The following is a 21961-nucleotide window of genomic DNA, read 5'->3' on the forward strand; positions in this document are numbered from 1 at the left end:
TCATGTCGGGGCTGCCCTCCCCTGTCCTCGGCGCACATCGGTGTGCTGTAAGCACCTTACGCAGCAACCGCCCCCGGATTCGCGTGCAAGAGCGGACCGGACCCCGCCCCGGCGACGTCCCGCGCCTCCTCGGTCACCCTGCGTGGCCGTCGGGGGCCCGCCACAGCACACGGTCGCCGTCGACGATCACCACGTCACCCTCCGGCCGGACGAGCAGCCGGGCCCCGGGGTGGCCGCCGGTGCCGCTGCTCCACACCGTCCGGGCGGCGTCGTCGCGCACGGCCAGCTCCCCGTCGCGGAAGACGGCGTCGTGCCCGCCGCCGCCGGTGCCCGCGCTCCAGGGGCGGCCGCCCTCGGGGTCCAGCAGGACGAGGTCGCCGTCGGCCCCGAAGGCCAGGCGGGCGTCGCCCGCGTCGAGGACGTCGCCGGCGCGCAGGACGGTGCCGGGGTGGACCTCGACGGAGGCGTCGAGGTCGCCGTCGACGAGGGCGCGGAGGGTGGGCAGGGAGGGGGTGAAGGCGTAGAGGGCGCCCTCGGTGCGGACGAAGCGGCCGAAGTGCAGGGGGGTCGCCCGGCTGCCGCTCTGCGCGGGGGTCTCGAAGGTGGCCGGGGTGTCGGGGCCGAGCACGGGGTCGGCGCCGACGCGGGGGTTGCGGCCGGGCGGGAAGTCGGCGTCGTTGATCCACCGTTTGGCGACGAACTCGAACTGCTGGACCAGGTCGGCCTGGTAGCCGATGAACAGCAGGCCGCGCGGGGTGTCCGGGCCGCCCTCGCCCTCCTTCGCGGCGGGATCGTAGGCGGGGCCGAAGGGGATGCCGCGCCGGATGATGCGGCGCCCGTCGAGTTCGGCGGCGGCGAGCGGGGGCCGGCCGGGGACGGTGACGAGGCCGTCGCGCGGGTTGCCCTTGCGGATGTGCGCGAAGAGCGGGGTGCGCCAGCCCTGCGGGTCGTCGGCGTACGCGAGGTCGGCGTCGGGGTCCCGGCCGGGCGGGCCGGGCCGCTCGGCGGCCGGGCAGCCCGCGATGGGGGTTCCGCCGGGCCAGCGGCCCACCATGCGGGCGGCGAACCAGGTCGGGTCCGCCTCGGGCGGCGCGGCCCCGGCCTTCTTCAGTCCGGCCACCAGTTCCCCGGCCTGCCTCCACCACCCGGGGACGTCCTGCGCGAGCCGGCGGACCACCTGGAAGGAGCCTCCGGTGGCCCAGGCCGGCAGCCCGGCGGGCCGCTGCCCCGCCTTCTCCTGCCCTACGAGGAACTCCCCGGCCGGCACCAGCCGGGTGCCGGGCTTCCCCAGGACGGTGGCCGTACTCGCCGGGTCGGGGGCGTCGAAGCCGCGTACGCCGGGCTGGCTGATCCCGTCCGCGAAGCCGAAGTGCTCGTGCCCGCGCAGGGCTCCGGTCAGGGTCGCCCCGTCCTGCCGGAACACGACCGAGCCTCCACCCGCTCTGACGGCGTCCCTGTGGCGGGCCACGGCTTCGGCGAGCCGGTCCGGTTCGTCGGCGGCCAGGCTGAGGACGGCGTGGACGGCGCGTCCGGGTTCCTCGGCGCCGAACAGCCAGGAGTCGGGGGCGCTGGCGCCGGTGTCCCCGAGGGCCTCGGCCCGCTGGGCGGCGCCCTGGCTGAACGCCTCGGCGGTGCCGCCGGCGGGCAGGGCCGGGAAGGGGTCGCGCCCGGCGAGCAGGCGCAGCCCGGGGTGGGTGAGGGACAGGCCCGTCCAGAGCGCGGACAGGGAGGCCGGGTCGGTGCCGCCGGACTTCACCCGGGCCGCGCTGAAGGCGGCGTTGAAGCGGGCCATCTCCTCGGTGGTGGAGATCTCGGGCAGCAGCCGGCCGAGCCAGCGGCGGGCCATGGCCGCGCCGCGGAAGTGCAGGAGCAGCAGGCAGGCGTGGTCCTTGCGGGAGCCGGCCAGGATGTCGCCCTGGCTGTCGCGGTCGGCGCGCAGCGGCAGTTCGGCGGCGGCCGCGCGCCCGTCGGCGCGGACGGCGGCGGGCGCCGCCGGCGGGGCGGCCGCGGGGACGGCCGCCGCGGCGGCCCGGGGGCACGCCGTGAGGGCTGCGGTGGCGGCTCCGGCCACCAGGACGGATCTGCGGGCGGGGCCGAAGGGCGGGGCGGCGTCCATGAGGGCTCCTGGGTGGGGGGCGGGGGAAGAGCGGCGACGCGGAGGAACGGGGTGCGCGGCCGGCGACCGGGACGGGCCGCGCCTGCCGGGGGCCGGCGCGCGGGGCCACCCGGCGGTTCCGGCCGCCAAGTCGCCGTCGGCGACGGCGGGATGACGGGACGGCGGGGCCGTCTCGATGGCGGGGACGGGCGTCGGGACTCCTCGCGTCGGGGGCCGGGCGGGCAGGACCTCCCGGCAGTGATCACACCCTCCGGGAAAGATCGCGGACGCGCGCGGCGGACGACCTGTTGGAGTGACGAAACGATCACCCCGGGTGACCCGCGGGGCGGTGCGCACGGTGCGGCATCATCGTCTGCGTGACGACACGACGCCTGATGCTCCTCGACACCGCCTCCCTCTACTACCGCGCCTACTTCGGCGTCCCGGACTCCGTGAAGGCCCCCGACGGCACCCCGGTCAACGCCGTGCGCGGACTCCTCGACTTCATCGGCCGGCTGGTCCAGGACCACCGCCCGGACGACCTGGTGGCCTGCATGGACGCCGACTGGCGGCCCCACTGGAGGGTGGAACTGATCCCCTCCTACAAGGCGCACCGGGTCGCCCTGGAAACGGAATCCGGGCCCGACGTGGAGGAGACCCCGGACACCCTCGCCCCCCAGGTGCCGATCATCGAGGCGGCGCTGGACGCCTTCGGCATCGCCCGCGTGGGCGTCGCCGGGTACGAGGCGGACGACGTGATCGGTACGCTCACCGCCCGGGCGACCGGCCCGGTCGACATCGTCACCGGCGACCGGGACCTGTACCAGCTGGTGGACGACGCCCGTCAGCGCCGCGTGCTGTACCCGCTCAAGGGCGTGGGCACGCTCCAGGTGACGGACGAGGCCTGGCTGCGCGAGAAGTACGGCGTGGACGGCCCCGGATACGCGAACCTGGCGCTGCTGCGCGGCGACCCGAGCGACGGCCTTCCGGGGGTTCCCGGCGTCGGCGAGAAGACCGCCGCCAAGCTGCTGGACGCGTACGGTGACCTGGCCGGGATCATCGCCGCGATCGACGATCCGAAGTCGAAGCTGACCCCCACACAGCGTAAGCGGCTGGACGAATCCCGGCCGTATCTGGCGGTGGCCCCCAAGGTCGTCCAGGTGGCCTCGGACGTACCCCTTCCGGCCTTCGACCCCGCTCTCCCACGGGTTCCGGCGCAGCCCGAGGTGGTCGACGCGCTCGCCCATCGGTGGGGTCTGGGCGGAGCGATCTCGCGCCTGAGCAGCGCACTGCTCCCATGAGGTGCTAACTTAGGTAATCCTAAGTTTCAGGGGAGTCCAGGGAGACGCCGTGGCAGAAGGACGCGCCCGCACAGTCGGCACCGCAGTGGTCGTACGCACCGAGCGGCTGACGCCGCACATGGTCCGGATCGTGCTGGGCGGTGACGGACTGTCCGGCTTCGGCGCGGGCATCCACACCGACCACTACGTGAAGCTCCTGTTCGCGCCGGAGGGCGTGCGGTACGCGGAACCCTGGGACCTGGAGCGGATCCGCGCCACCCACCACCGGGAGTTCTGGCCGCGCCAGCGCGCCTACACGGTCCGCGCCTGGGACCCGGCGCACCAGGAGCTGACCCTCGACTTCGTCGTCCACGGCGACGAGGGCCTGGCCGGCCCCTGGGCGGCCCGGGTGCAGCCCGGCGAGACGGTGCGCTTCCTCGGCCCCGGTGGTGCGTACGCGCCCGACCCGACGGCCGGCTGGCACCTGCTGGCCGGTGACGAGAGCGCCCTGTCGGCGATCGCGGCCGCGATGGAGCGGATGCCGGTGGGCGCGCGGGTGCACGCCTTCGTGGAGATCGACGGCCCGGCCGACGAGCAGAAGGTCGCCACCCCCGACGGGGTGGTACCGGTGTGGCTGCACCGCGGCGACCGTCCGGTGGGCGAGGCCCTGGTGGAGGCGGTGACCGGCCTCGACTTCCCCTCGGGGGACGTGCACGCGTTCGTCCACGGCGAGGCGGGCTTCGTGAAGGAACTGCGCCGGCACCTGCGCCTGGACCGGGGCGTCCCGCGGGAACGCCTGTCGATCTCGGGCTACTGGCGCCAGGGCGAGACGGACGAGGGCTGGCGCGCGATCAAGCGCGACTGGAACGCCTCGGTCGAAGCCGAACAGGACCTCCACCCCACCCGCGCCGCCGCCTGAGCCCCTGAGCCCCTGAGCCCCTGAGCCCCTGAGGGAACCTTTCCCCGGACCGGCCCCGGCCCCCGAGCCCGCGGCCCCACCGGGGAAACCCCGGCCACGCCCCCCGTGCCGAGTCCCGGGCGGACCTCCGCCGACCGGCGGAGCCGAAGGGCGGGCGCGGGGGGTCCGGCGGGACGGTATGCATACGCTCCGCGTCTTCACCCGGAGGCAGCCGCCTACCCTGGTCCCTGATGACCCGCAGATCCCACGTGCCGCCCTCGCCCCTGCCCCAGCTCTCCGGCATCGACCCGGTCCGGCTGCGGCTTCCCCCCGACCCGGAGGGCAGGTGGCCGGCCCTCGGCGCCTACCTGGCCGAGCGTTACGCCGGCACCCGCGGCGCCGAGTCGATGGCCCGGCTGCTCGCCGCGGGCCGGGTCCTGGGACCCGGCGGCCGGGTGCTGCGCCCCGAGGACCCGTACGAGCCGGGCGGCTGGATCTTCTTCCACCGGGACATGCCGCCCGAGCCGCGGGTCCCCTTCCCGATCCGCGTCGTGTACCGGGACGGGCACCTGCTGGTGGTGGACAAGCCGCACTTCCTGGCGACCACCCCGCGCGGCAGCCACGTCTTCCAGACCGCGCTGGCCCGGCTCCGCGAGGAACTGGACCTGCCCGCCCTGAGCCCGGCGCACCGGCTGGACCGGATGACGGCCGGGCTGGTGATGTTCAGCATCCGGCCCGAGGACCGCGGCGCCTATCAGCTGCTGTTCCAGAACCGTCAGGTGCGCAAGGAGTACGAGGCCCTCGCGGTCCACGACCCGGCCGTGGAACTCCCCCGCACGGTCCGCAGCCACATCGAGAAGGTCCGCGGCGTCATGGCGGCGGCCGAGGTCCCCGGCGCGGAGCCCAACGCGGAGAGCCGGGTCGAACTCACCGCGGTCCGCGAGGGCCTGGGCCGCTACCGGCTCACCCCGCGCACCGGCCGCACCCACCAGCTGCGGGTGCACATGAACGCCCTCGGGCTGCCCATCCTCGGCGACCCGGTCTACCCGGTGGTCGCGGAGCCCGCCGACCCGGCCGACTACCGCCGGCCGCTCCAGCTCCTGGCGCGGACCCTCGCCTTCACCGACCCGGTGACGGGCCTGTCCCACCAACTGGAAACGGGCCTCACCCTCCAGGCCTGGGACGACCGCCCCGGCTGGGAGACCGGCCCGTTGCCGGAAGAGACGGTCTAGGGCCTGTCGTCAAACTCCCGTCTGCCCCGCGACGCCTGGCACGCGCTCTCGCCGCACCGGGCGAAAGCCAAGTACGTCCAGTACGCGGGCTTCCGCCCGGCGCACCGAGAGCACGCACCAGACGCCGCAGGGCCGCCCTCCGGGCGACGACGGGAGTTTGACGACAGGCCCTAGGCCGGCTCCGAGACGCCGGCGATCCGCAGCGCGGCGTCCGCGGCGGCCTCCGCGAAGGCGGCCACGGGGCGGGCCGGATCGGAGCGGTGGATCAGCATGACGCCCTCGATGAGTCCGAAGACGAGGTCGTTGCGCAGCGTCAGCCCCGCCCTGTCCCCGGCCAGTTCGGCTCCGACCGAGGTCCCCTTCAGCAAGGCCCGGTAGGTGTCGCGCAGTTCGGCCCGCATCCGCCGGAACTGCCCGAAGCGCGGCCCCCGCAGCTCGGGGAGGAGGTACAGGGCGCCCAGGTCGTGCGGCCCGCCGCACAGCAGCAGGACGTCCGAGCGGCACAGCTCCCACAGCCGGCGCGCGGCCGGGCGTCCGGTCTCGGCGAGCAGCCGCCGGGACAGCGCCAGGGAGGGCGCGACCGTGGACTCCAGCAGTTCGGCGAGGAGTTCCTCCTTGCCGCGGAAGTAGTGGTACATCGTGGCCTGGCGCATCCCGGCCCGTTCGGCCACCGCCCGTGTGGTGGTGGCCGCGTATCCCCGTACCGTGAACAGCTCGGCCGCCGCGCAGAGGAGTTCCTCGCGCGGCGGCCGGCCGGTGTCCGGTCTCAGCCGGTCGGCGCGTGGCCGACCGACCCGTCTCGGTCCTTCGTCCGTTCCCCCGCTCATACGCCGATCGTCGCACAGCGCGCGGCGAATCGATCATGGCAAGAGATGAGATCCGGCCAGGCCGGGTCTCGGAGGAAGCCCCAAAAGCGCCTAGCCGACGGAGCTGTAGGCCACTACACCCCGAAGCAGTGCGTCCACGGCCTTACGGGCATTTCGCGCCACCGTGCTCCCAGCGGCCGAGGACGGCGGGGCGGAGGACGACGGCGCGGCCGCCGCGATCTGCCCGAGGACGTCGATGACCTGCTTGCACCAGCGGACGAAGTCGCCGGCCGGCATCTCCGCCTCGCGCAGCACCTCGTCCAGGCTCTTGTCGGAGGCCCACTGGTACGCCGCCCACGCGAAGCCGAGGTCCGGTTCCCGCTGGCCCACGCCCTCCGCCTGGTTGATGCGGTGCTCCTCCTCCAGCGCGTCGAGCCGGCCCCAGATGCGGACCATCTCGCCCAGCGCCGCCTTCGCCGCGCCGTTCGGCACCTTCGGTGCCACCGCGTCGTCGGACTGCCGCGATTCGAAGACCAGCGCCGATACGCAGGCGGCCAGTTCGGCCGGGTTCAGGCCCTCCCAGACCCCCTCGCGCAGGCACTCCGACGCCAGCAGGTCGAGCTCGCCGTAGAGCCGGGCGAGCCGCTTGCCGTGCACGGTGACCTCGTCCTCGCGCAGGTAGTCCAGTTCGGTGAGCAGCGCGTGGATCCGGTCGAAGGTGCGGGCGATGGTGTTCGTCCGGCCCTCGATGCGCCGCTCCAGCTGCTGGGTGTCCCGCTTGAGCCGGTGGTAGCGCTCCGCCCAGCGGGCGTGGTCCTCGCGCTCGTCGCAGCCGTGGCAGGGGTGGGCCCGCAGTGCGGCCCGCAGCCGGGCGATCTCCCGGTCGTCCGCCGCCGCGGCCCGGCCGGGCCGGTGCCGTTCGGGCGTGTGGTGGCCCGCCTTGGTGCGCAGGGCGGTGGCCAGGTCCCGGCGGGACTGCGGCGAACGGGGGTTGAACGTCTTGGGGATCCGCATCCGGTCGATGGCCTCGACCGGGACCGGGAAGTCGATCGCGGCGAGCCGTTTGACCTGCCGTTCGGCGGTGAGGACGAGCGGACGCGGCCCTTCGGTGTACTCGTGCCCGCGGTGCCCGTTGACCCGCCCGGCCGGCACGCCCGGGTCCAGGACCAGGGCGAGCCCGGCGAACTTGCCGGTCGGCACGTGGATGACGTCGCCCGGCTTGAGCCGCTCCAGGGAACCGGCGGCCTGCGCGCGGCGCTGCGCCGCGCCCTGCTTGGCCAGGTCGGTCTCGCGGTCCTTGAGGTCGCGGCGCAGCCGCGCGTACTCCTCGAAGTCGCCGAGGTGGCAGGTCATGCCCTCCTGGTAGCCCTCCAGGCCCTCCTCGTTGCGCTGCACCTGCTTGGAGATGCCGACGACGGAGCGGTCGGCCTGGAACTGCGCGAAGGAGGTTTCCAGGAGCTCGCGCGAGCGGTGCCGCCCGAACTGGCTGACCAGGTTGACGGCCATGTTGTAGGAGGGCTTGAAGCTGGAGCGCAGCGGATACGTGCGCGTACCCGCGAGGCCGGCCAGGGCCACCGGGTCCATGCCCCGCTGCCACAGCACCACCGCGTGGCCCTCGACGTCGATGCCGCGCCGCCCGGCCCGGCCGGTCAGCTGCGTGTACTCGCCGGGGGTGATGTCGGCGTGCTGCTCGCCGTTCCACTTGACGAGCTTCTCCAGGATGACCGTGCGCGCGGGCATGTTGATGCCCAGCGCGAGGGTCTCGGTGGCGAAGACGGCCTTGACGAGGCCGCGGACGAAGAGCTCCTCGACGACCTCCTTGAAGGTGGGCAGCATGCCCGCGTGGTGCGCGGCGATGCCCCGCTCCAGGCCTTCGAGCCACTCGTAGTAGCCGAGGACGTGCAGGTCCTCCGTGGGGATGGAGGCGGTCCGCTCCTCGACGATCTCACGGACCTTCAGGCGCGCCGAGTCGTCGTTGAGGCGCAGGCCCGCGTACAGGCACTGCTGGACGGCGGCCTCGCAGCCCGCCCGGCTGAAGATGAAGTTGATGGCCGGGAGGAGGTTGTCGTTCTCCAGCCGTCCGATCACCTCGGGGCGGCCGGGGGTCCAGATCCGGCTGCGGGAGCGGCGTTCGCGCTCGCGGTCGGCCTCGCGGACCATCTTGCCTCGCCGCCGGTCCTTCGGGCTGTAGGTGCGGCTGTTCTCCTCGCGGGCCATGCGCAGCAGGTCGGGGTTGACCTCCCGGCGGGCGGAGCCGCGGCCTCCGTGGTCGGACTCCTCCTCGAAGAGGTCGTAGACCCGGCGGCCGGCCATGACGTGCTGCCACAGCGGTACGGGCCGCTCCTCGGAGACGATGACCTCGGTGTCGCCGCGCACGGTGTCGAGCCAGTCGCCGAACTCCTCGGCGTTGGAGACGGTCGCGGACAGCGAGACGAGGGTCACCGACTCGGGGAGGTGGATGATCACTTCCTCCCAGACGGCGCCGCGGAAGCGGTCGGAGAGGTAGTGCACCTCGTCCATCACGACGTAGCCGAGGCCGAGCAGCGACTGCGAGCCCGCGTAGAGCATGTTGCGGAGCACCTCGGTGGTCATCACGACCACGGGAGCCTCGGAGTTGACGCTGTTGTCGCCGGTGAGCAGGCCCACCTTGTCGGCGCCGTAGCGCTTGACGAGGTCGGCGTACTTCTGGTTCGACAGGGCCTTGATGGGCGTCGTGTAGAAGCACTTGCGGCCCTGCTGGAGGGCCAGGTGCACGGCGAACTCGCCGACGATCGTCTTGCCCGAGCCGGTCGGGGCGGCCACGAGGACGCCCTTGCCCGCCTCCAGTGCCTTGCAGGCCTCGACCTGGTACGGATCCAGGTCGAATTCGTACATCTCGCGGAAGGGGGCCAGGGAGGTGGCCTCTTCGGCGGCGCGGATCCGGGCAGCGGCGTACCGCTCGGCGGGGGAGAGTTCTTCGGTCATCTTGGTATCGAGCCTACCCGCCGCCTCCGACAACAGTCGCGGTCATTTAAGTGAGCAGGCGCAGGGCTCCCGGGACGCACTCGGCGGTCACCGGCAGGGCTCCGAGCGGTTCGCCGTCCGCGTAGGCGGTGAGTCCGGGCGCCTCCAGGGTGACCTTGGCAGCCCGGTGGACCGTCACCGCCGGGTGGCCGAGGTGCGTGCCCTTGTAGACCTGCGGGAACACCCGCAGGAGGGTCGTGCGGGTGCAGTCCCCGACGACCGTGACGTCGAAGAGCCCGTCGTCGGGGACGGCGTCCGCGCAGATGCGCATCCCGCCGCCGTACGAGGATCCGTTGCCGACGGCCACCAGGGCGGCCTCGGTCTCGACGGGCGGCCCGTCGTCGAGGGTGATCCGGTAGGGCACGGGCCGGAAGGCGGCCAGTTCCAGGGCGATGGCCAGGTCGTAGCGGAAGCGGCCGAGCGGCAGCCGCATCCGGTTGCCGCGGTCGTTGACCCGGGAGTCGAAGCCGGAGCACAGGACGGTCCCGTAGAAGGCGCCGTGGGCGCGGCCGAGGTCCACCTCGCGGATCCGGCCCTCCTTGAGGGCCCCGGCGGCCAGCCGCCCGGCCCGCGCGGGTTCCCGTACGGGCAGTCCCAGCGCGCGGGCGAAGTCGTTGCCGGTGCCGGCGGCGACCACGCCGAGGGGGACGTCCGTGCCGGCCAGGGCCTGGAGCGCGAGGGAGACCAGCCCGTCGCCGCCGACCGCGATCACCGCTCCGGTGCCGCCGCGGACGGCCGTGCGCAGCCGGGCGAGCGCGTCGGCGGCGTCGGTTCCGACGACGGTCCGTACGGCGTATCCGGCCGCCCGGAGCGCGGCGGCGGCCGGCTGCGCGGCCTGCGCGCCCCGGCCGCGTCCCGCGGTGGGATTGACGAAGAGGGTGATCTCAGCGGTCACCCTGCGGAATGTACCCGTCAGGTCGCGTCGTCGTAACCGTTGATCCGCTGGCGCCCGCCGTCGGCCTGTTCGGGCAGCGTGGAGGGGGCGGCGACCGGCTCCATCGCGCCGATCGGCGCCGGGGTCAGGTCCAGCGGGGCGGCTTCGTCGTCGTCGAGGCCCGCGTCGGGGTTGTTGCGGGCGCGGCGGCGGTCGTTGACGAGGCAGACGCCGAGCGCGATGAAGTAGAGGGCCACGATCGGGGCGGCCAGCGACAGCATGGTGAGCGGGTCACCGGTGGGGGTCGCGAAGGCGGCGAAGACGGTGATGCCGAGGACCATGGCGCGCCACCAGCTCGCCAGCCGCTTGCCGGTCAGCACACCGGTGAAGTTCAGCAGGATCAGCAGCAGCGGCAGCTCGAAGGCCAGGCCGAAGACGACGACCATGCGCGTGACCAGGTCGAGGTAGTCGTCGACCGGCAGCAGGTTGCGCGCGTGATCGGGGGTGAATTCGAGCAGGATCGTGGCGGTCTGCGGGAGGATCTTGTACGCGAGGACGGCACCGGCGCCGAACAGGGGCGCGCCGATCGCGACGAAGCTCATCGCGTACTTCTTCTCGTGGCCGTGCAGGCCGGGGGCGGTGAACGCCCACAGCTGGTAGAGCCACACCGGAGCGGAGAGCACCACACCGGCGGCGAGCGAGACCTTGAGGGCGATCGAGAACGGCGCGATGAGGCCGTTGACGGTCATGTCGGCGCAGGGGCGGCCGTTGCGCTGCGAGACGACGCCGTCGGTGCAGCCGACGGAGTCCAGCATCGGCTTCAGCATGAAGTCGATGAGGTCCTTGTAGAAGAAGGCCGCCACCACGGTGATCACGAGGATCGCCAGGACCGACTTCAGCAGACGGTTTCTCAGCTCACGCAGGTGCTCGACAAGAGGCATCCGCCCTTCGGCGTCCTTGTCCGCTTTCTCCTGCTTGCGGGCAGACTTGAGCAACCCACGTCCCTTGTCTCGTTGCAGATGACTGGCGTGACGGCGGTGACCGCCGGGTGTCAGCCCTTGGAGGTGTGGTTGGGCTCGCTGACGGGACGGGCGCTGGTGACGTCACCGGGGGCGGCCTGGATGGTGCGCGGGGCCACGGGCTGCTGGGGGGCCTGGTCGGCGACCGGGGCGGACGCGGCCTGGTCCTCGGCCTCGCCGTCCTTCTTCATGGCCTTGGCCTCGCTCTTGAGGATGCGGGCCGACTTGCCCAGGGACCGGGCCATCTCGGGGAGCTTCTTGGCGCCGAACAGCAGCACGATGACAGCGATGATCAGAAGGATCTCAAGGGGCTTCAGATTGCCGATCATGTGTGTCTTCCTTCTCACCGAAACGGCTGGTTGTGGTGGCCTGGCGGCCTCCGGACCAAGATCCGGTGCCGCTCTGACATCGATCGTAACCCCCGAGGGTTAACGCCCGGCAATCCCCAGGGGTACCCGCGCTGGTGCGCGGCTTAGACGGTACGGGTCCGGCCCGGCCTTTTCCATGGGCGTGCGGCCTCGGTCGTACGGGCTCCCCGCGCGCGCCCGCCTACGTGCGGGCGGCCCCGCCCGCCCTGGCCAGGTCGGACGCGGCCCGCTCCAGGTCGCCCGAGGCCTCGGTGATCCGGCGGCTGGCCTCGGCCACCTGACCGGAGAGCCGCCGTACCTCGACGAAGACCCGGACGGCCAGGACGGAGAGGACGGCGACCCCGAGGAAGCCCAGGGCAATTGCGAGCATCGGCCACAGCATGGGCAAGAGCCTATCCCCTGCCTCAGATGCTGCGCAGAGTGCTCACGCCGCCGCCGGTCAGCAGCTCCACGATGCGCTCACCGGCCGGTTTGCGGACCTGGGCGGCGCACTCGGGACAGGTGAAGGAGTAGAAGGTGGTCCGTCGGCTGCCGCCGATGGCCAGCCGCAGGGCGCCGGCCGCGAGCTCGAAGCCCGCCCGGCACTCGGGGCAGGCGGCCTTGAAGGTGACCGGCCCGGCCGCGGCGCCCGCCGCCGGGTCCGGCGCACCGGAGGTCCGGCCCGCCCGGGGCCCAGATGTTGCCGCCATCGCTGCCCGCTCCCCCTAGACCTGTTCCCCGTACCCCGCGAGCGCCTCCGCCGCGGCCTTGCGCGCGCTCTGCGCGAGCTCCGGCGGCGACACGATCCGCCCGTCCCGTCCCAGGCGCAGCGCGAGGCGGCGCAGGGAGGCCGGGTCGGGGCTGCGCAGGGTGATCCGCAGGCCGCCGTCGGTCTGCTCCTCGGCGCTGTCGTGCGGGTAGTACTCGGCGACCCAGCGGCCGCCGGGGCCGACCTCGACGACCACTTCCGGGTCCTCGGCGGCGGGCTGGACCAGCCCCACCGACAGGTCCCGGGGTTCGATCGCGGGCGGCTCGGAACGCTCGTCGAGCAGCCGGATCTCGGCCACGCGGTCGAGGCGGAAGGTGCGCCGGGCCTCCGAGAGGTGGCACCACCCCTCCAGGTAGGTGTGGCCGACGGCGAAGAGGCGGATCGGGTCGACGGTCCGCTCGGTCAGCTCGTCCCGCGCGGGCGAGTAGTAGCGCAGCCACAGCCGGCGGCGTTCGGCGATGGCCCGGTCGACGTCGGCGAAGACCCCGCCCTCCGACTCGAAGGTCACCGAGAGCCGGGAGCTGGCGCCCGCCACCTCGCCGGCGGCGGCCTCCAGCTTCGCGGTGGCCCGCAGCAGCGCGTCGCGGTCGCTCTCGCGCAGCCCCGGCAGGGTGGACACGGCGCGGGCGGCGACGAGCAGCGCCGTCGCCTCGTCCGCGGCCAGGCGCAGCGGCTCGGCGGTGGACTCCCCGGAGGCGTCGGGGTTGCGCCACCAGATGCGCTCGCCGTCGGTGTCGATGTCGAGCAGGTCGCCGCCGCGGAAGCTGGTCCCGCACATGGGCAGCACGTCGAGGTCCGAGATGAGCTCGTCCTCGGTGATCCCGAACGCGCGGGCGACGTCGGCGACGTGCGCCCCGGGGCGCTCGCGCAGGTAGGTCACCAGGGACAGCATCCGGCGGGTCTGGTCGATGGCGTTGGCAGCCATGCTGGTACGTCTCCCCCTCAGGGCGTTGCTACGGATGTTCCGGTCAGCCCTGGGCGACGGCGCGCAGCCGGTCCACGACGTCGGCGCGCAGGTCCGCGGGCTCCACCACGACGACGTCCGGGCCGAATTCCACGAGCCAGGCGTCGAGCCCGTGCCCGTAGGGGATCTCCAGCTCGTCCCAGCCGTCCGCGCCCTCGCGGACGGCGGTGGCCTTGGCCCGCAGCGGGTAACCGGCCCCGGCGCGCAGCCGGATCAGCGCCGAGCGTTCGGCGCCCTCCCCGGCCCAGCTCGCCACGGTCTCCCGTACGGTCACCACGTCGGGCACCTCGGCGGTGTACTTCCCGGCCCGGGAGCGGACCTTGCCGGTGATCCGGGACAGCCGGAACACCCGCTCCGCGCCGCGGTCGCGGTCGAAGCCGGCCAGGTACCAGTGGCCGCGCCAGCACTCCAGCGCCCACGGCTCCACCTGGCGGGGCTCGGGGCGGGCGGCGTTGGACTTGCGGTACTCGAAGACCACGGGCCGCCGGTCCCGGCAGGCGAGCATCAGCGGCTCGAACGCCGCCTCGTGGACGGGGATGCGCGGTTCGATGGCGCTGTGCTGGCCCTCGTACGGGTCACCGGCCTCCGGCATGCCGCCGGCGCGCAGTTTCTGCAGGGCGCCGCTGGCCGCGCCCGCGAGGCGGGCCTGCTGCCAGACCTTGGCCGCGAGCCCGAGGGCGGCCGCCTCCTCGGCGTCGAGGGAGACGGGGGGCAGGCGGTTGCTGTCCCGGCGGGCCAGGTAGCCGGTTTCGCCCTCGATGTTCTCCACCGTCTCGATGACGAGGCCGAGTTCGCGCAGGTCGTCCTTGTCCCTCTCGAACATGCGGTTGAAGGACTCGTCGTTGCCCGCTTCGAGGTAGGCCTCGATGGAGCCGCGCAGCTCGCGCTTGCTGAGCGGACGTCGGGTCCCCAGCAGACACAGCGCCAGATTCATCAGCCGCTCGGCCTTGGCAATCGCCATCGACGCCTTCCCCCCGTTCTGTGCACACACTCGTGACCGCCGACCGTACCGTCCCGGCGGTCCCGGACAAAAGCGAGGGCCCCCGCCTGACGGCGGGGGCCCCTCTGCGGATCGCGGTGGCCCGGATCAGCCGACCTTGACCAGGTCGCAGACGAAGATGAGCGTCTCGCCCGGGGCGATGGCGCTGCCCGCGCCGCGGTCGCCGTAGGCGAGGTGCGCGGGGATCGTCAGCTTGCGGCGGCCGCCGACCTTCATGCCCTGGACGCCCTGGTCCCAGCCGGCGATGACGCGGCCGGCACCGAGCGGGAACTGGAGGGCGGAGCCGCGGTTCCAGGAGGCGTCGAACTCCTCGCCGGTGGAGAAGGCCACGCCCACGTAGTGCACGGAAACCTGGTCGCCGGCCTTGGCCTCGGCGCCGTCGCCCACCACGATGTCCTCGATCACGAGGTCCTTGGGCGCGTCGCCCTCGGGGAAGTCGATCTCGGGCTTCTCGAGCTGCTGGCTCACGGAACTTCTCCTCATACGTACGAAACGGTCAACCGGAACAGTCTTACATCACCGCGAGGATGTCGAGGCTGAAGACGAGCGTGGACTTGGCCGGGATGGTGCCCTGCTCCTTGTCACCGAAGCCCTGGTCCGGCGGGATGACCAGCAGGATGCGGCTGCCGGTCTTCTTGCCGACCAGGCCGTCCTTCAGGCCCTTGACCGAGAGCTCGGACATCGGCCAGGTGACCGTGGAGTCCGTGGCGTACGTGCTTTCGAAGGACTTGTCGTCCTTCCAGGTCTTGCCGTTGAACTTGACGACGACGCTGTCGGTGTCCTTGACGACCGGGCCGTCGCCCTCGATCACGTAGTTCGAGACCAGCTTGCCGGGCTCGGCGACGTCCTTCGGGACGGTCACGGAGACTTCCTTGCCGTCCGTGTTGGTGCCGACCTTGGGCAGGTCCTTGTTGTCCTGCGCGACTTCCTTGCCCGTGGCCGAGGCCGGGACGGAGGCGCCCTTGACGATGTCGACGACGAAGACCAGCGTCGCGTTCGGCTTGATCTTCTCACCGGAGCCCTGGGCCCCGTAACCGAGCTCCGGGGGGATCACCAGCTCGACGCGGCTGCCGACCTTCTGGCCCTCCAGGCCCTGGTCCCAGCCCTTGATGACGGCGCCGGCGCCGATGTTCACGTCGAAGGTCTTGCCCTTGCCAAAGCTGGCGTCGAACGGCTCCTTGCCGTCCCACACCTGGCCGGAGTAGTTGACCTGGGCGATGTCGCCCTTCTTCAGCACCGGGCCCTTGCCCTCGCTGATGACCGCCACCTTCAGTTCCTTGGGAGGCGTGCCCTTGCCCTGGGCGAGGGTGGGGGTCTCACCGAACTTGGCGCCCTTCGTGATCGCGGGCACCCCGTTCGTGTTCTCGGCGGAGTCGGAGCCACTGTCTTCCCCGCAGGCCGCCGTGAGCAGCAGCATCGGTACGACAAGAAGGCCGGCAAGTCGGCGCACGTGTTCCTCAGATCTCAGACGGCTGGGCGGTCGCCCGCCACTCTAAGCCGTGACGAGGGCCCCGTACGAGATCCGTACGGGGCCCTGGCCGAGATCAGTGAGATGTCACACTTTACTGTTCTGGCATCCCGCCGCTACATCCCGGCGATCAGCTTCTCCACCCGGTCGTCGACCGACCGGAAGGGGTCCTTGCACAGCACGGTGCGCTGTGCCTGGTCGTTCAGCTTCAGGTGCACCCAGTCGACCGTGAAGTCGCGCCGCTGCTCCTGCGCCCGGCGGATGAAGTCACCGCGCAGCCTGGCCCGGGTCGTCTGCGGGGGCACCGACTTGCCCTCGAAGATCTTCAGGTCGTTGCAGATCCGCGCCGCCTGCCCCTTGCGCTCCAGCAGGTAGTACAGCCCTCGCCGGCGGTGGATGTCGTGGTAGGCGAGGTCTATCTGGGCGACCCTCGGGTTGGACATGGTCATGTTGTGCTTGGCGCGGTACCGCTCGATCAGCTGGTACTTCATGACCCAGTCGATCTCGGTGCCGATCCGGTCCAGGTCCTCCGCCTCGATCGCGTCGAGGGTGCGGCCCCACAGCTCCAGGACCTGCTCCACGACCCCGGTACGGATCCCCCGGCGCTCGGCGAAGTCCAGGGCCTTCTCGTAGTACTCGCGCTGGATCTCCAGGGCGGAGGCCTCGCGGCCACTGGCCAGGCGCACCTTGCGCTGGCCGGTGATGTCGTGGCTGACCTCGCGGATGGCCCGGATCGGGTTCTCCAGGGTCAGGTCCCGCATCACGGTGCCCGCCTCGATCATGCGCAGCACGAGATCGGTGGCGCCCACCTTGAGCAGCATGGTCGTCTCGGACATGTTGGAGTCCCCGACGATCACGTGCAGGCGCCGGTAGCGCTCGGCGTCGGCGTGCGGTTCGTCGCGGGTGTTGATGATCGGCCGGGAACGGGTGGTGGCCGAGCTGACGCCCTCCCAGATGTGCTCGGCCCGCTGGCTGACGCAGTAGACCGCACCCCGGGGGGTCTGCAGCACCTTGCCCGCGCCGCAGATCAGCTGGCGCGTGACGAGGAACGGAATGAGGATGTCCGCCAGGCGGGAGAATTCTCCGTGCCGGGCCACGAGGTAGTTCTCGTGGCAGCCGTACGAATTGCCCGCCGAGTCGGTGTTGTTCTTGAAGAGGTAGACGTCGCCCGCGATTCCCTCCTCGTGCAGGCGGCGTTCTGCGTCGACGAGCAGGCCTTCGAGAATGCGCTCGCCGGCCTTGTCGTGGGTGACCAGTTCGATCAGGTTGTCGCATTCCGGTGTTGCATATTCCGGATGCGAACCCACGTCGAGGTAGAGGCGGGCGCCGTTCCGCAGGAAGACATTGCTGCTGCGGCCCCATGACACAACACGGCGGAAGAGGTAGCGCGCCACTTCGTCAGGAGACAGTCGGCGCTGTCCCCTGAACGTGCACGTGACGCCGTACTCGTTCTCCAGCCCGAAAATGCGGCGGTCCATGACTGAACATTACGCCTTCTGCCCTCTTCTGAAACCGGGTTCGAGAGCGGCGTTCCGATCAGTTTTCGGCGAACGGGTCCGACGGACCCCCGGTACGGGCCCCTTCGGGGCCCTCCACGGGACCTCCGGCGGGACCGGCGGCGGCGCCCTCCGCGGAACCCGCGACCGCCCGGCTGCGGCCCGGCGAGGCCAGCACCCGCTGAGTGGCCGTCAGGACCACCAGGGCCGCGGCCCCCGCGGCGCCCGCGACCGCGAAACCGGCCGCCGTACCGCCCAGTTCCACGGCCGGACCGGCCGCGGCCGTACCCATCGCCGCGCCCACCCCGAAGAAGGTCACCAGCCAGGAGAAGGCCTCCGTCACCGTGCCGGCCGGCGCGTGCCGGTCCACGACGATGAACGCGCACGCGATGGCAGGCGCCAGGAACACCCCGGCGAGCGCCGACAGCGCCGTCATCGCCACCGGACCCACGCTCAGCATCAGCGGCAGGTAGCACACGGCCAGCAGCCCCACCAGCAGCCGCAGCCGCCGCTCGGGAGCCCCCGCCCACTGGCGGGCGCCGTACGTGACGCCGCCGACCAGCGCGCCCAGTCCCAGGGCCGCCATCATCCAGCCGTACACCGCCGCGCCGCCGTGGTCGTCGGAGTACGCGACCGCCGCCACCGTGATGGAACCCAGCGCCGTGCCCACGAAGAAGAACGCGCCCAGCAGGGCCAGCAGCCCGCGCGAGCGCAGCGCCCCCAGCCAGTGGGCCTCGCGCGGCGCGGAGCGCCACGTACGGGACGGCTCGGAGACGACGACCGACAGCGCGCCCAGCACGCCGATGACGTTCAGGGCCACCAGCGCCACGGCCGGGGACCACAGCGCGACGAACACCGTCACCAGCAGCGGCCCGACGGTGAACATCACCTCCTGCGCCACCGCGTCCATCGCGTACGCGGCGTGCACCCGCTCCTCCTTGCCGCCGAGCACGCTCGGCCACAGGGCGCGCAGCCCGCCCTCCAGCGGCGGCGTGAACAGTCCGGCCACCACCACCGCCGTGTAGGCGGCGGCGGCCGACCCGATCCCGGCGAAGGCCAGCCAGATCATGCCGAGCGCCGAGAGCACCGCCGCGGGGAGCTGCACCCGGGGCTGCCCGTACAGGTCCACGGCCCGGCCGAGCAGCGGCTGGCCGACGGCGTTGGCCACGCCGTACGCGGCCGCGAGCGCCCCCGCCAGGCTGTAGCTGCCGCCCTCCGCCCGGACGAACATCACGATCGCGATCGACGCGATCCCGTTCGGCAGCCGCCCGACCAGCGTGCCCACGAGCAGCCTCGCGGCGTGCCGGGTCCTGAGCAGCTCCACGTACCCCGCGGCCATGTCCGCCCCCTTCTGCCCGGACCAGCCGGAGTAATACGTATAACGTGACGGGGTCATACGTACCATGGCCGCAGTCGCCCGGTCCAGCCCGCGGACCCGCGCACCCCCTCCCACCTCGCACTTCAGGAGCCCCCTGTGACGAGACCCACCAGCCGGGACGTGGCGAGCGCCGCCGGGGTCTCCCAGGCCACCGTCTCCCTCGTCCTCGGCGACAAGTGGCGCGGCCGCGTCTCCGAACGCACCGCCGGGCTCGTCCGCGACGCCGCCGCCGAACTCGGCTACCGGCCCAACCTCGCCGCCCGCAACCTCCGCCTCGGCAGCACCCGCACGGCCCTGCTGGTCGTCCCCGCCCTCACCAACGAGTTCTTCGCCCGCGTCTACACCGGCACCGCCCGCGTCGCCGCCGAGCACGGCTTCGGCGTCGTCCTCTACCCCTCCCCCGACGGCACCGGCCCCGCCCGCGACCCCTTCGCCTCCGCCCGCGCCGCCCTCGACGGGGTCATCGCCTCCTCCATGGCCGCCGACGCCCTCGACGCCATCGGCGGCGACGGCCTCCCCCTCGTCATGCTCGACAGCGACCCCGCCTCACCGGGCGCCGCCGCCCACGTCAACCTCGCCATGGCCGACGGCATGCGCCAGGTCGCCGAACACCTCCTCGGCCTCGGCCACCGCCGCTTCCTCCACCTCGCCTCCGCCGTGGACTCCTGGACCTTCGACGTCCGCGCCGAAGCCCTGGCCACCCTCCTCCCGGCCGCCGCCGAACTGCGCACCGTACGGGCGCCCCTCACCGTCGACGGCGCCCGCAGGGCCGTGGAGGCCGCGCTGGCGGCCCCCCGGGACCGGCCCACCGCCGTCGTCTGCGACGACGACATCCTGGCCGCCGGCGCCTGCAAGGCCGCCCGCCGCCTCGGCCTGCGCGTCCCCGAGGACCTCTCCGTCACCGGCTTCGACGACCTCGCCCTGGCCACCGCGGTGGAACCCGAGCTCACCACCGTCGCCCTCCCCGCCGAACGCGTCGGAGAACAGGGCATGACCGCCCTCCTCGCCGCCCTCGACGGCGCACCCTGGACCGCCCACGACATCCCCGTCGAACTCGTCGTCCGCGACTCCTCGGGCCCCGCCCCGGCCGCCTGACCGGCCGGCTCCGGACACGACGGAGCCCCGGCCCGCCCCCTCGGGGGCGGGCCGGGGCCCTCGTACCCGGTTCCTACTCGGCGTCGTCCTCCGGCGCCTCGTCGTTCGACACGGCGTCCGCCTGGGCGGCCGCCGGAACGTCCGCCTCCAGCAGCCGCGACAGCTGCCGGCCCCGGATCCGCTTGAACTTCCGCTGCTGCGCCCGCGTACGGTCCAGCACCGCGACCTCCAGCCGCTCGGCCGGGATCGCCTTGTCGGCGCCGTTGGCCTGGCTGGACAGTGCCTGCACCGCGAGCTTCAGCGCCTCCGACAGGGTCATCCCGTCCTGGTGGCGCTGGTCGAGGAACGTGCTGATCTGCTCGGCGTTGCCGCCGACCGCGACCGAGCCGTGCTCGTCCACGATCGAGCCGTCGTGCGGCAGCCGGTAGATCTGGTCCCCGGCGGCCGTCGCACCGACCTCGGCAACGACCAGCTCCACCTCGTACGGCTTCTCACCGGCACTGGAGAAGATCGTGCCGAGGGTCTGCGCGTAGACGTTCGCCAGCCCACGGGCCGTCACGTCGTCGCGGTCGTAGGTGTATCCGCGCAGATCGGCGTAGCGCACGCCGCCGATCCGCAGGTTCTCGTACTCGTTGTACTTGCCGGCGGCCGCGAAGCCGATCCGGTCGTAGATCTCGCTGAACTTGTGCAGCGCGCGGGACGGGTTCTCGCCGACGAACACGATGCCGTCGGCGTACTGCAGCACGACAAGGCTGCGACCGCGGGCGATGCCCTTCCGGGCGTATTCCGCCCGGTCGGCCATGGCCTGCTGGGGTGACACATAGAACGGAGTCGACACCGGCTGTCCGTCCCTTTCTTCTGGGCTCCTACGGGGCGACGGATGGTCAGAGCAGGGCGGCGCGCGGGCCGTCGGGCTGCTCCAGCCGACGGTTGGTGACCGTACGGGCCAGTTCCTGCGACTGGTCGTCGGTCAGCCTGCGGAACCCCTCGTCCGTGATGACCGTGACGATCGGGTAGATGTGGCGGTACAGGTCCGGCCCACCGGTCGCCGAGTCGTCGTCGGCGGCGTCGTACAGCGCCTGCACGACCAGGGTCGTGGCCTGCTCCTCCGTCAGGTCGGGACGGTAGAGCTTCTTCATGGAGCCGCGGGCGAAGATCGAGCCCGATCCGGTGGCGGCGTAGCCGTGCTCCTCGGAGCGGCCGCCGGTCACGTCGTAGGAGAAGATCCGGCCCTTCTCCTTGGCCTCGTCGTACCCGGCGAACAGCGGGACGACGGCCAGCCCCTGCATCGCCATGCCCAGATTGCTCCGGATCATGGTGGAGAGCCGGTTGGCCTTGCCCTCCAGGGAGAGGGTCGTCCCCTCCACCTTCTCGAAGTGCTCCAGCTCCAGCTGGAACAGCTTGACCATCTCCACGGCCAGGCCGGCGGTGCCGGCGATGCCCACCGCGGAGTACTCGTCGGCCGGGAACACCTTTTCGATGTCCCGCTGCGCGATCATGTTCCCCATGGTCGCCCGCCGGTCACCGGCGAGGACGACCCCGCCGGGGAAGGTGGCGGCCACGATGGTCGTCCCGTGCGGCGCCTCGACGACACCCTCCGGCAGCTTGCGGTTGCCGGGCAGCATCTCCGGCTGGTGCGCGCCCAGGAAGTCCATGAAGGACGACGACCCCGGCGTCAGGAAGGCTGCCGGTAGACGCCCTGTGCTACGAGTGTTGGGTTCCACAGGTTTCCTTCCACGTAAGCGGCTGCACGCCGTATGACGTCCGGCCGATCCTTGAACTGCTCCCGAGGCTGCGTCGCAGCCGAAGCGCGGTACGCCTCGGACCTTACCCGTCCGATGATCGCGATCAACATGCCCGGCGGGAGCCTTCGCGACCCGGCCCCTCCGCACCCGGGGCACCGCCTTCGGCCGGACGGCGCGGTCGCCCTCACCCGCACCGTCCGCCTCGCCTTCTCACACGACCCTTCGGCAGGGCCTTTGTTTCGAAGGTCGGATGGCCTTACTGGCCACCCTTTTGCACGAAGCTCCGCACGAAGTCCTCGGCGTTCTCTTCGAGCACGTCGTCGATTTCGTCGAGTACGGAGTCGACGTCGTCGGAGAGCTTCTCCTGGCGCTCCTTGAGGTCGGTCGATTCCTCGACCGCCGCCTCCTCGACCTCCTCGGTCGAGCGCGTCGCCTTCTGCTGTCCGCCGCCGGTGTCCTTGGTCGCCATGTCTACCTCACCCCGCTCGGTTC

At 72.6% G+C, this 21961-nt stretch carries 21 protein-coding genes; 4 read left to right on the plus strand and 17 right to left on the minus strand.

Going from position 1 to position 21961, the window contains the following annotated elements; genetic code table 11:
• Positions 1-133: 133 nt before the first annotated feature.
• Positions 134-2116 carry a Dyp-type peroxidase gene (locus AC07B0_RS30075; protein ID WP_478899319.1) on the minus strand — a complete coding sequence of 661 codons (1983 nt, stop codon included), beginning with the start codon at positions 2114-2116 and terminating at the stop codon, positions 134-136.
• A gap of 374 nt (positions 2117-2490) precedes the next feature.
• Here AC07B0_RS30075 and AC07B0_RS30080 point away from each other — a divergent pair, with 374 nt between their 5' ends.
• From AC07B0_RS30080 to AC07B0_RS30090, 3 genes are all read left to right on the plus strand, one after another.
• Positions 2491-3396, plus strand: a complete 906-nt coding sequence (locus tag AC07B0_RS30080) for a 5'-3' exonuclease (RefSeq protein ID WP_467294727.1) — start codon at positions 2491-2493, stop codon at positions 3394-3396.
• Between the two features lie 49 nt (positions 3397-3445).
• On the plus strand, positions 3446-4294 hold the full coding sequence (locus AC07B0_RS30085; protein WP_478899321.1) for a siderophore-interacting protein: 849 nt from the start codon (positions 3446-3448) through the stop codon (positions 4292-4294).
• Positions 4295-4524: 230 nt separating this feature from the next.
• Positions 4525-5505 carry a pseudouridine synthase gene (locus AC07B0_RS30090; protein ID WP_478899323.1) on the plus strand — a complete coding sequence of 327 codons (981 nt, stop codon included), beginning with the start codon at positions 4525-4527 and terminating at the stop codon, positions 5503-5505.
• A 170-nt stretch (positions 5506-5675) separates the two neighbouring features.
• Here AC07B0_RS30090 and AC07B0_RS30095 read toward each other — a convergent pair whose 3' ends face one another.
• From AC07B0_RS30095 to AC07B0_RS30155, 13 genes are all read right to left on the minus strand, one after another.
• Complete coding sequence (locus tag AC07B0_RS30095; protein WP_356881648.1) at positions 5676-6332, minus strand: TetR/AcrR family transcriptional regulator; 657 nt, start codon at positions 6330-6332, stop codon at positions 5676-5678.
• 90 nt (positions 6333-6422) lie between these two features.
• Positions 6423-9275, minus strand: coding sequence for a DEAD/DEAH box helicase (locus tag AC07B0_RS30100; RefSeq protein WP_469384668.1), 2853 nt, complete (start codon positions 9273-9275; stop codon positions 6423-6425).
• Between the two features lie 46 nt (positions 9276-9321).
• Positions 9322-10209, minus strand: a complete 888-nt coding sequence (locus AC07B0_RS30105) for a diacylglycerol kinase (RefSeq protein WP_467294548.1) — start codon at positions 10207-10209, stop codon at positions 9322-9324.
• 17 nt (positions 10210-10226) lie between these two features.
• The gene (tatC, locus tag AC07B0_RS30110; protein ID WP_356881654.1) at positions 10227-11183 is read right to left on the minus strand and encodes a twin-arginine translocase subunit TatC; all 957 of its coding nucleotides are present in this window, start codon (positions 11181-11183) and stop codon (positions 10227-10229) included.
• A gap of 56 nt (positions 11184-11239) precedes the next feature.
• Positions 11240-11536 (minus strand): Sec-independent protein translocase subunit TatA, encoded by a 297-nt coding sequence (tatA, locus tag AC07B0_RS30115; RefSeq protein WP_356881656.1) that lies wholly within the window; start codon positions 11534-11536, stop codon positions 11240-11242.
• 220 nt (positions 11537-11756) lie between these two features.
• Positions 11757-11957 carry a hypothetical protein gene (locus tag AC07B0_RS30120; RefSeq protein WP_356881658.1) on the minus strand — a complete coding sequence of 67 codons (201 nt, stop codon included), beginning with the start codon at positions 11955-11957 and terminating at the stop codon, positions 11757-11759.
• Between the two features lie 22 nt (positions 11958-11979).
• Positions 11980-12264 carry a hypothetical protein gene (locus tag AC07B0_RS30125; RefSeq protein WP_356881660.1) on the minus strand — a complete coding sequence of 95 codons (285 nt, stop codon included), beginning with the start codon at positions 12262-12264 and terminating at the stop codon, positions 11980-11982.
• A 15-nt stretch (positions 12265-12279) separates the two neighbouring features.
• Positions 12280-13248: a helix-turn-helix transcriptional regulator gene (locus tag AC07B0_RS30130; RefSeq protein WP_356881662.1), complete on the minus strand. Its 969-nt coding sequence runs from the start codon at positions 13246-13248 to the stop codon at positions 12280-12282.
• 43 nt (positions 13249-13291) lie between these two features.
• A complete protein-coding gene (locus AC07B0_RS30135) occupies positions 13292-14248 on the minus strand; it encodes a helix-turn-helix transcriptional regulator (protein WP_356881664.1) in 957 nt (318 codons plus the stop codon).
• Between the two features lie 126 nt (positions 14249-14374).
• Positions 14375-14770 carry an FKBP-type peptidyl-prolyl cis-trans isomerase gene (locus AC07B0_RS30140; RefSeq protein ID WP_356881666.1) on the minus strand — a complete coding sequence of 132 codons (396 nt, stop codon included), beginning with the start codon at positions 14768-14770 and terminating at the stop codon, positions 14375-14377.
• 28 nt (positions 14771-14798) lie between these two features.
• A complete protein-coding gene (locus AC07B0_RS30145) occupies positions 14799-15737 on the minus strand; it encodes an FKBP-type peptidyl-prolyl cis-trans isomerase (protein WP_356881668.1) in 939 nt (312 codons plus the stop codon).
• Positions 15738-15871: 134 nt separating this feature from the next.
• The gene (gene pafA / locus AC07B0_RS30150) at positions 15872-17233 is read right to left on the minus strand and encodes a Pup--protein ligase (protein WP_356881670.1); all 1362 of its coding nucleotides are present in this window, start codon (positions 17231-17233) and stop codon (positions 15872-15874) included.
• 58 nt (positions 17234-17291) lie between these two features.
• The gene (locus AC07B0_RS30155) at positions 17292-18590 is read right to left on the minus strand and encodes an MFS transporter (RefSeq protein WP_356881672.1); all 1299 of its coding nucleotides are present in this window, start codon (positions 18588-18590) and stop codon (positions 17292-17294) included.
• Between the two features lie 135 nt (positions 18591-18725).
• Between AC07B0_RS30155 and AC07B0_RS30160 the strand changes: the two genes are divergently transcribed.
• Positions 18726-19724 (plus strand): LacI family DNA-binding transcriptional regulator, encoded by a 999-nt coding sequence (locus AC07B0_RS30160; RefSeq protein WP_469384674.1) that lies wholly within the window; start codon positions 18726-18728, stop codon positions 19722-19724.
• Between the two features lie 73 nt (positions 19725-19797).
• On the opposite strand, the gene prcA is transcribed toward AC07B0_RS30160, so the two are convergent.
• The 3 genes from prcA to AC07B0_RS30175 all read right to left on the minus strand — a co-directional run bounded on the left by prcA (position 19798) and on the right by AC07B0_RS30175 (position 21938).
• Positions 19798-20562, minus strand: coding sequence for a proteasome subunit alpha (gene prcA / locus AC07B0_RS30165; protein WP_351295700.1), 765 nt, complete (start codon positions 20560-20562; stop codon positions 19798-19800).
• Between the two features lie 46 nt (positions 20563-20608).
• Positions 20609-21448, minus strand: coding sequence for a proteasome subunit beta (gene prcB / locus AC07B0_RS30170; RefSeq protein ID WP_356881676.1), 840 nt, complete (start codon positions 21446-21448; stop codon positions 20609-20611).
• 277 nt (positions 21449-21725) lie between these two features.
• Positions 21726-21938: a ubiquitin-like protein Pup gene (locus AC07B0_RS30175; protein ID WP_030016348.1), complete on the minus strand. Its 213-nt coding sequence runs from the start codon at positions 21936-21938 to the stop codon at positions 21726-21728.
• Positions 21939-21961 lie beyond the last annotated feature (23 nt).

The organism is Streptomyces sp. NPDC044704 (genome assembly GCF_056433525.1).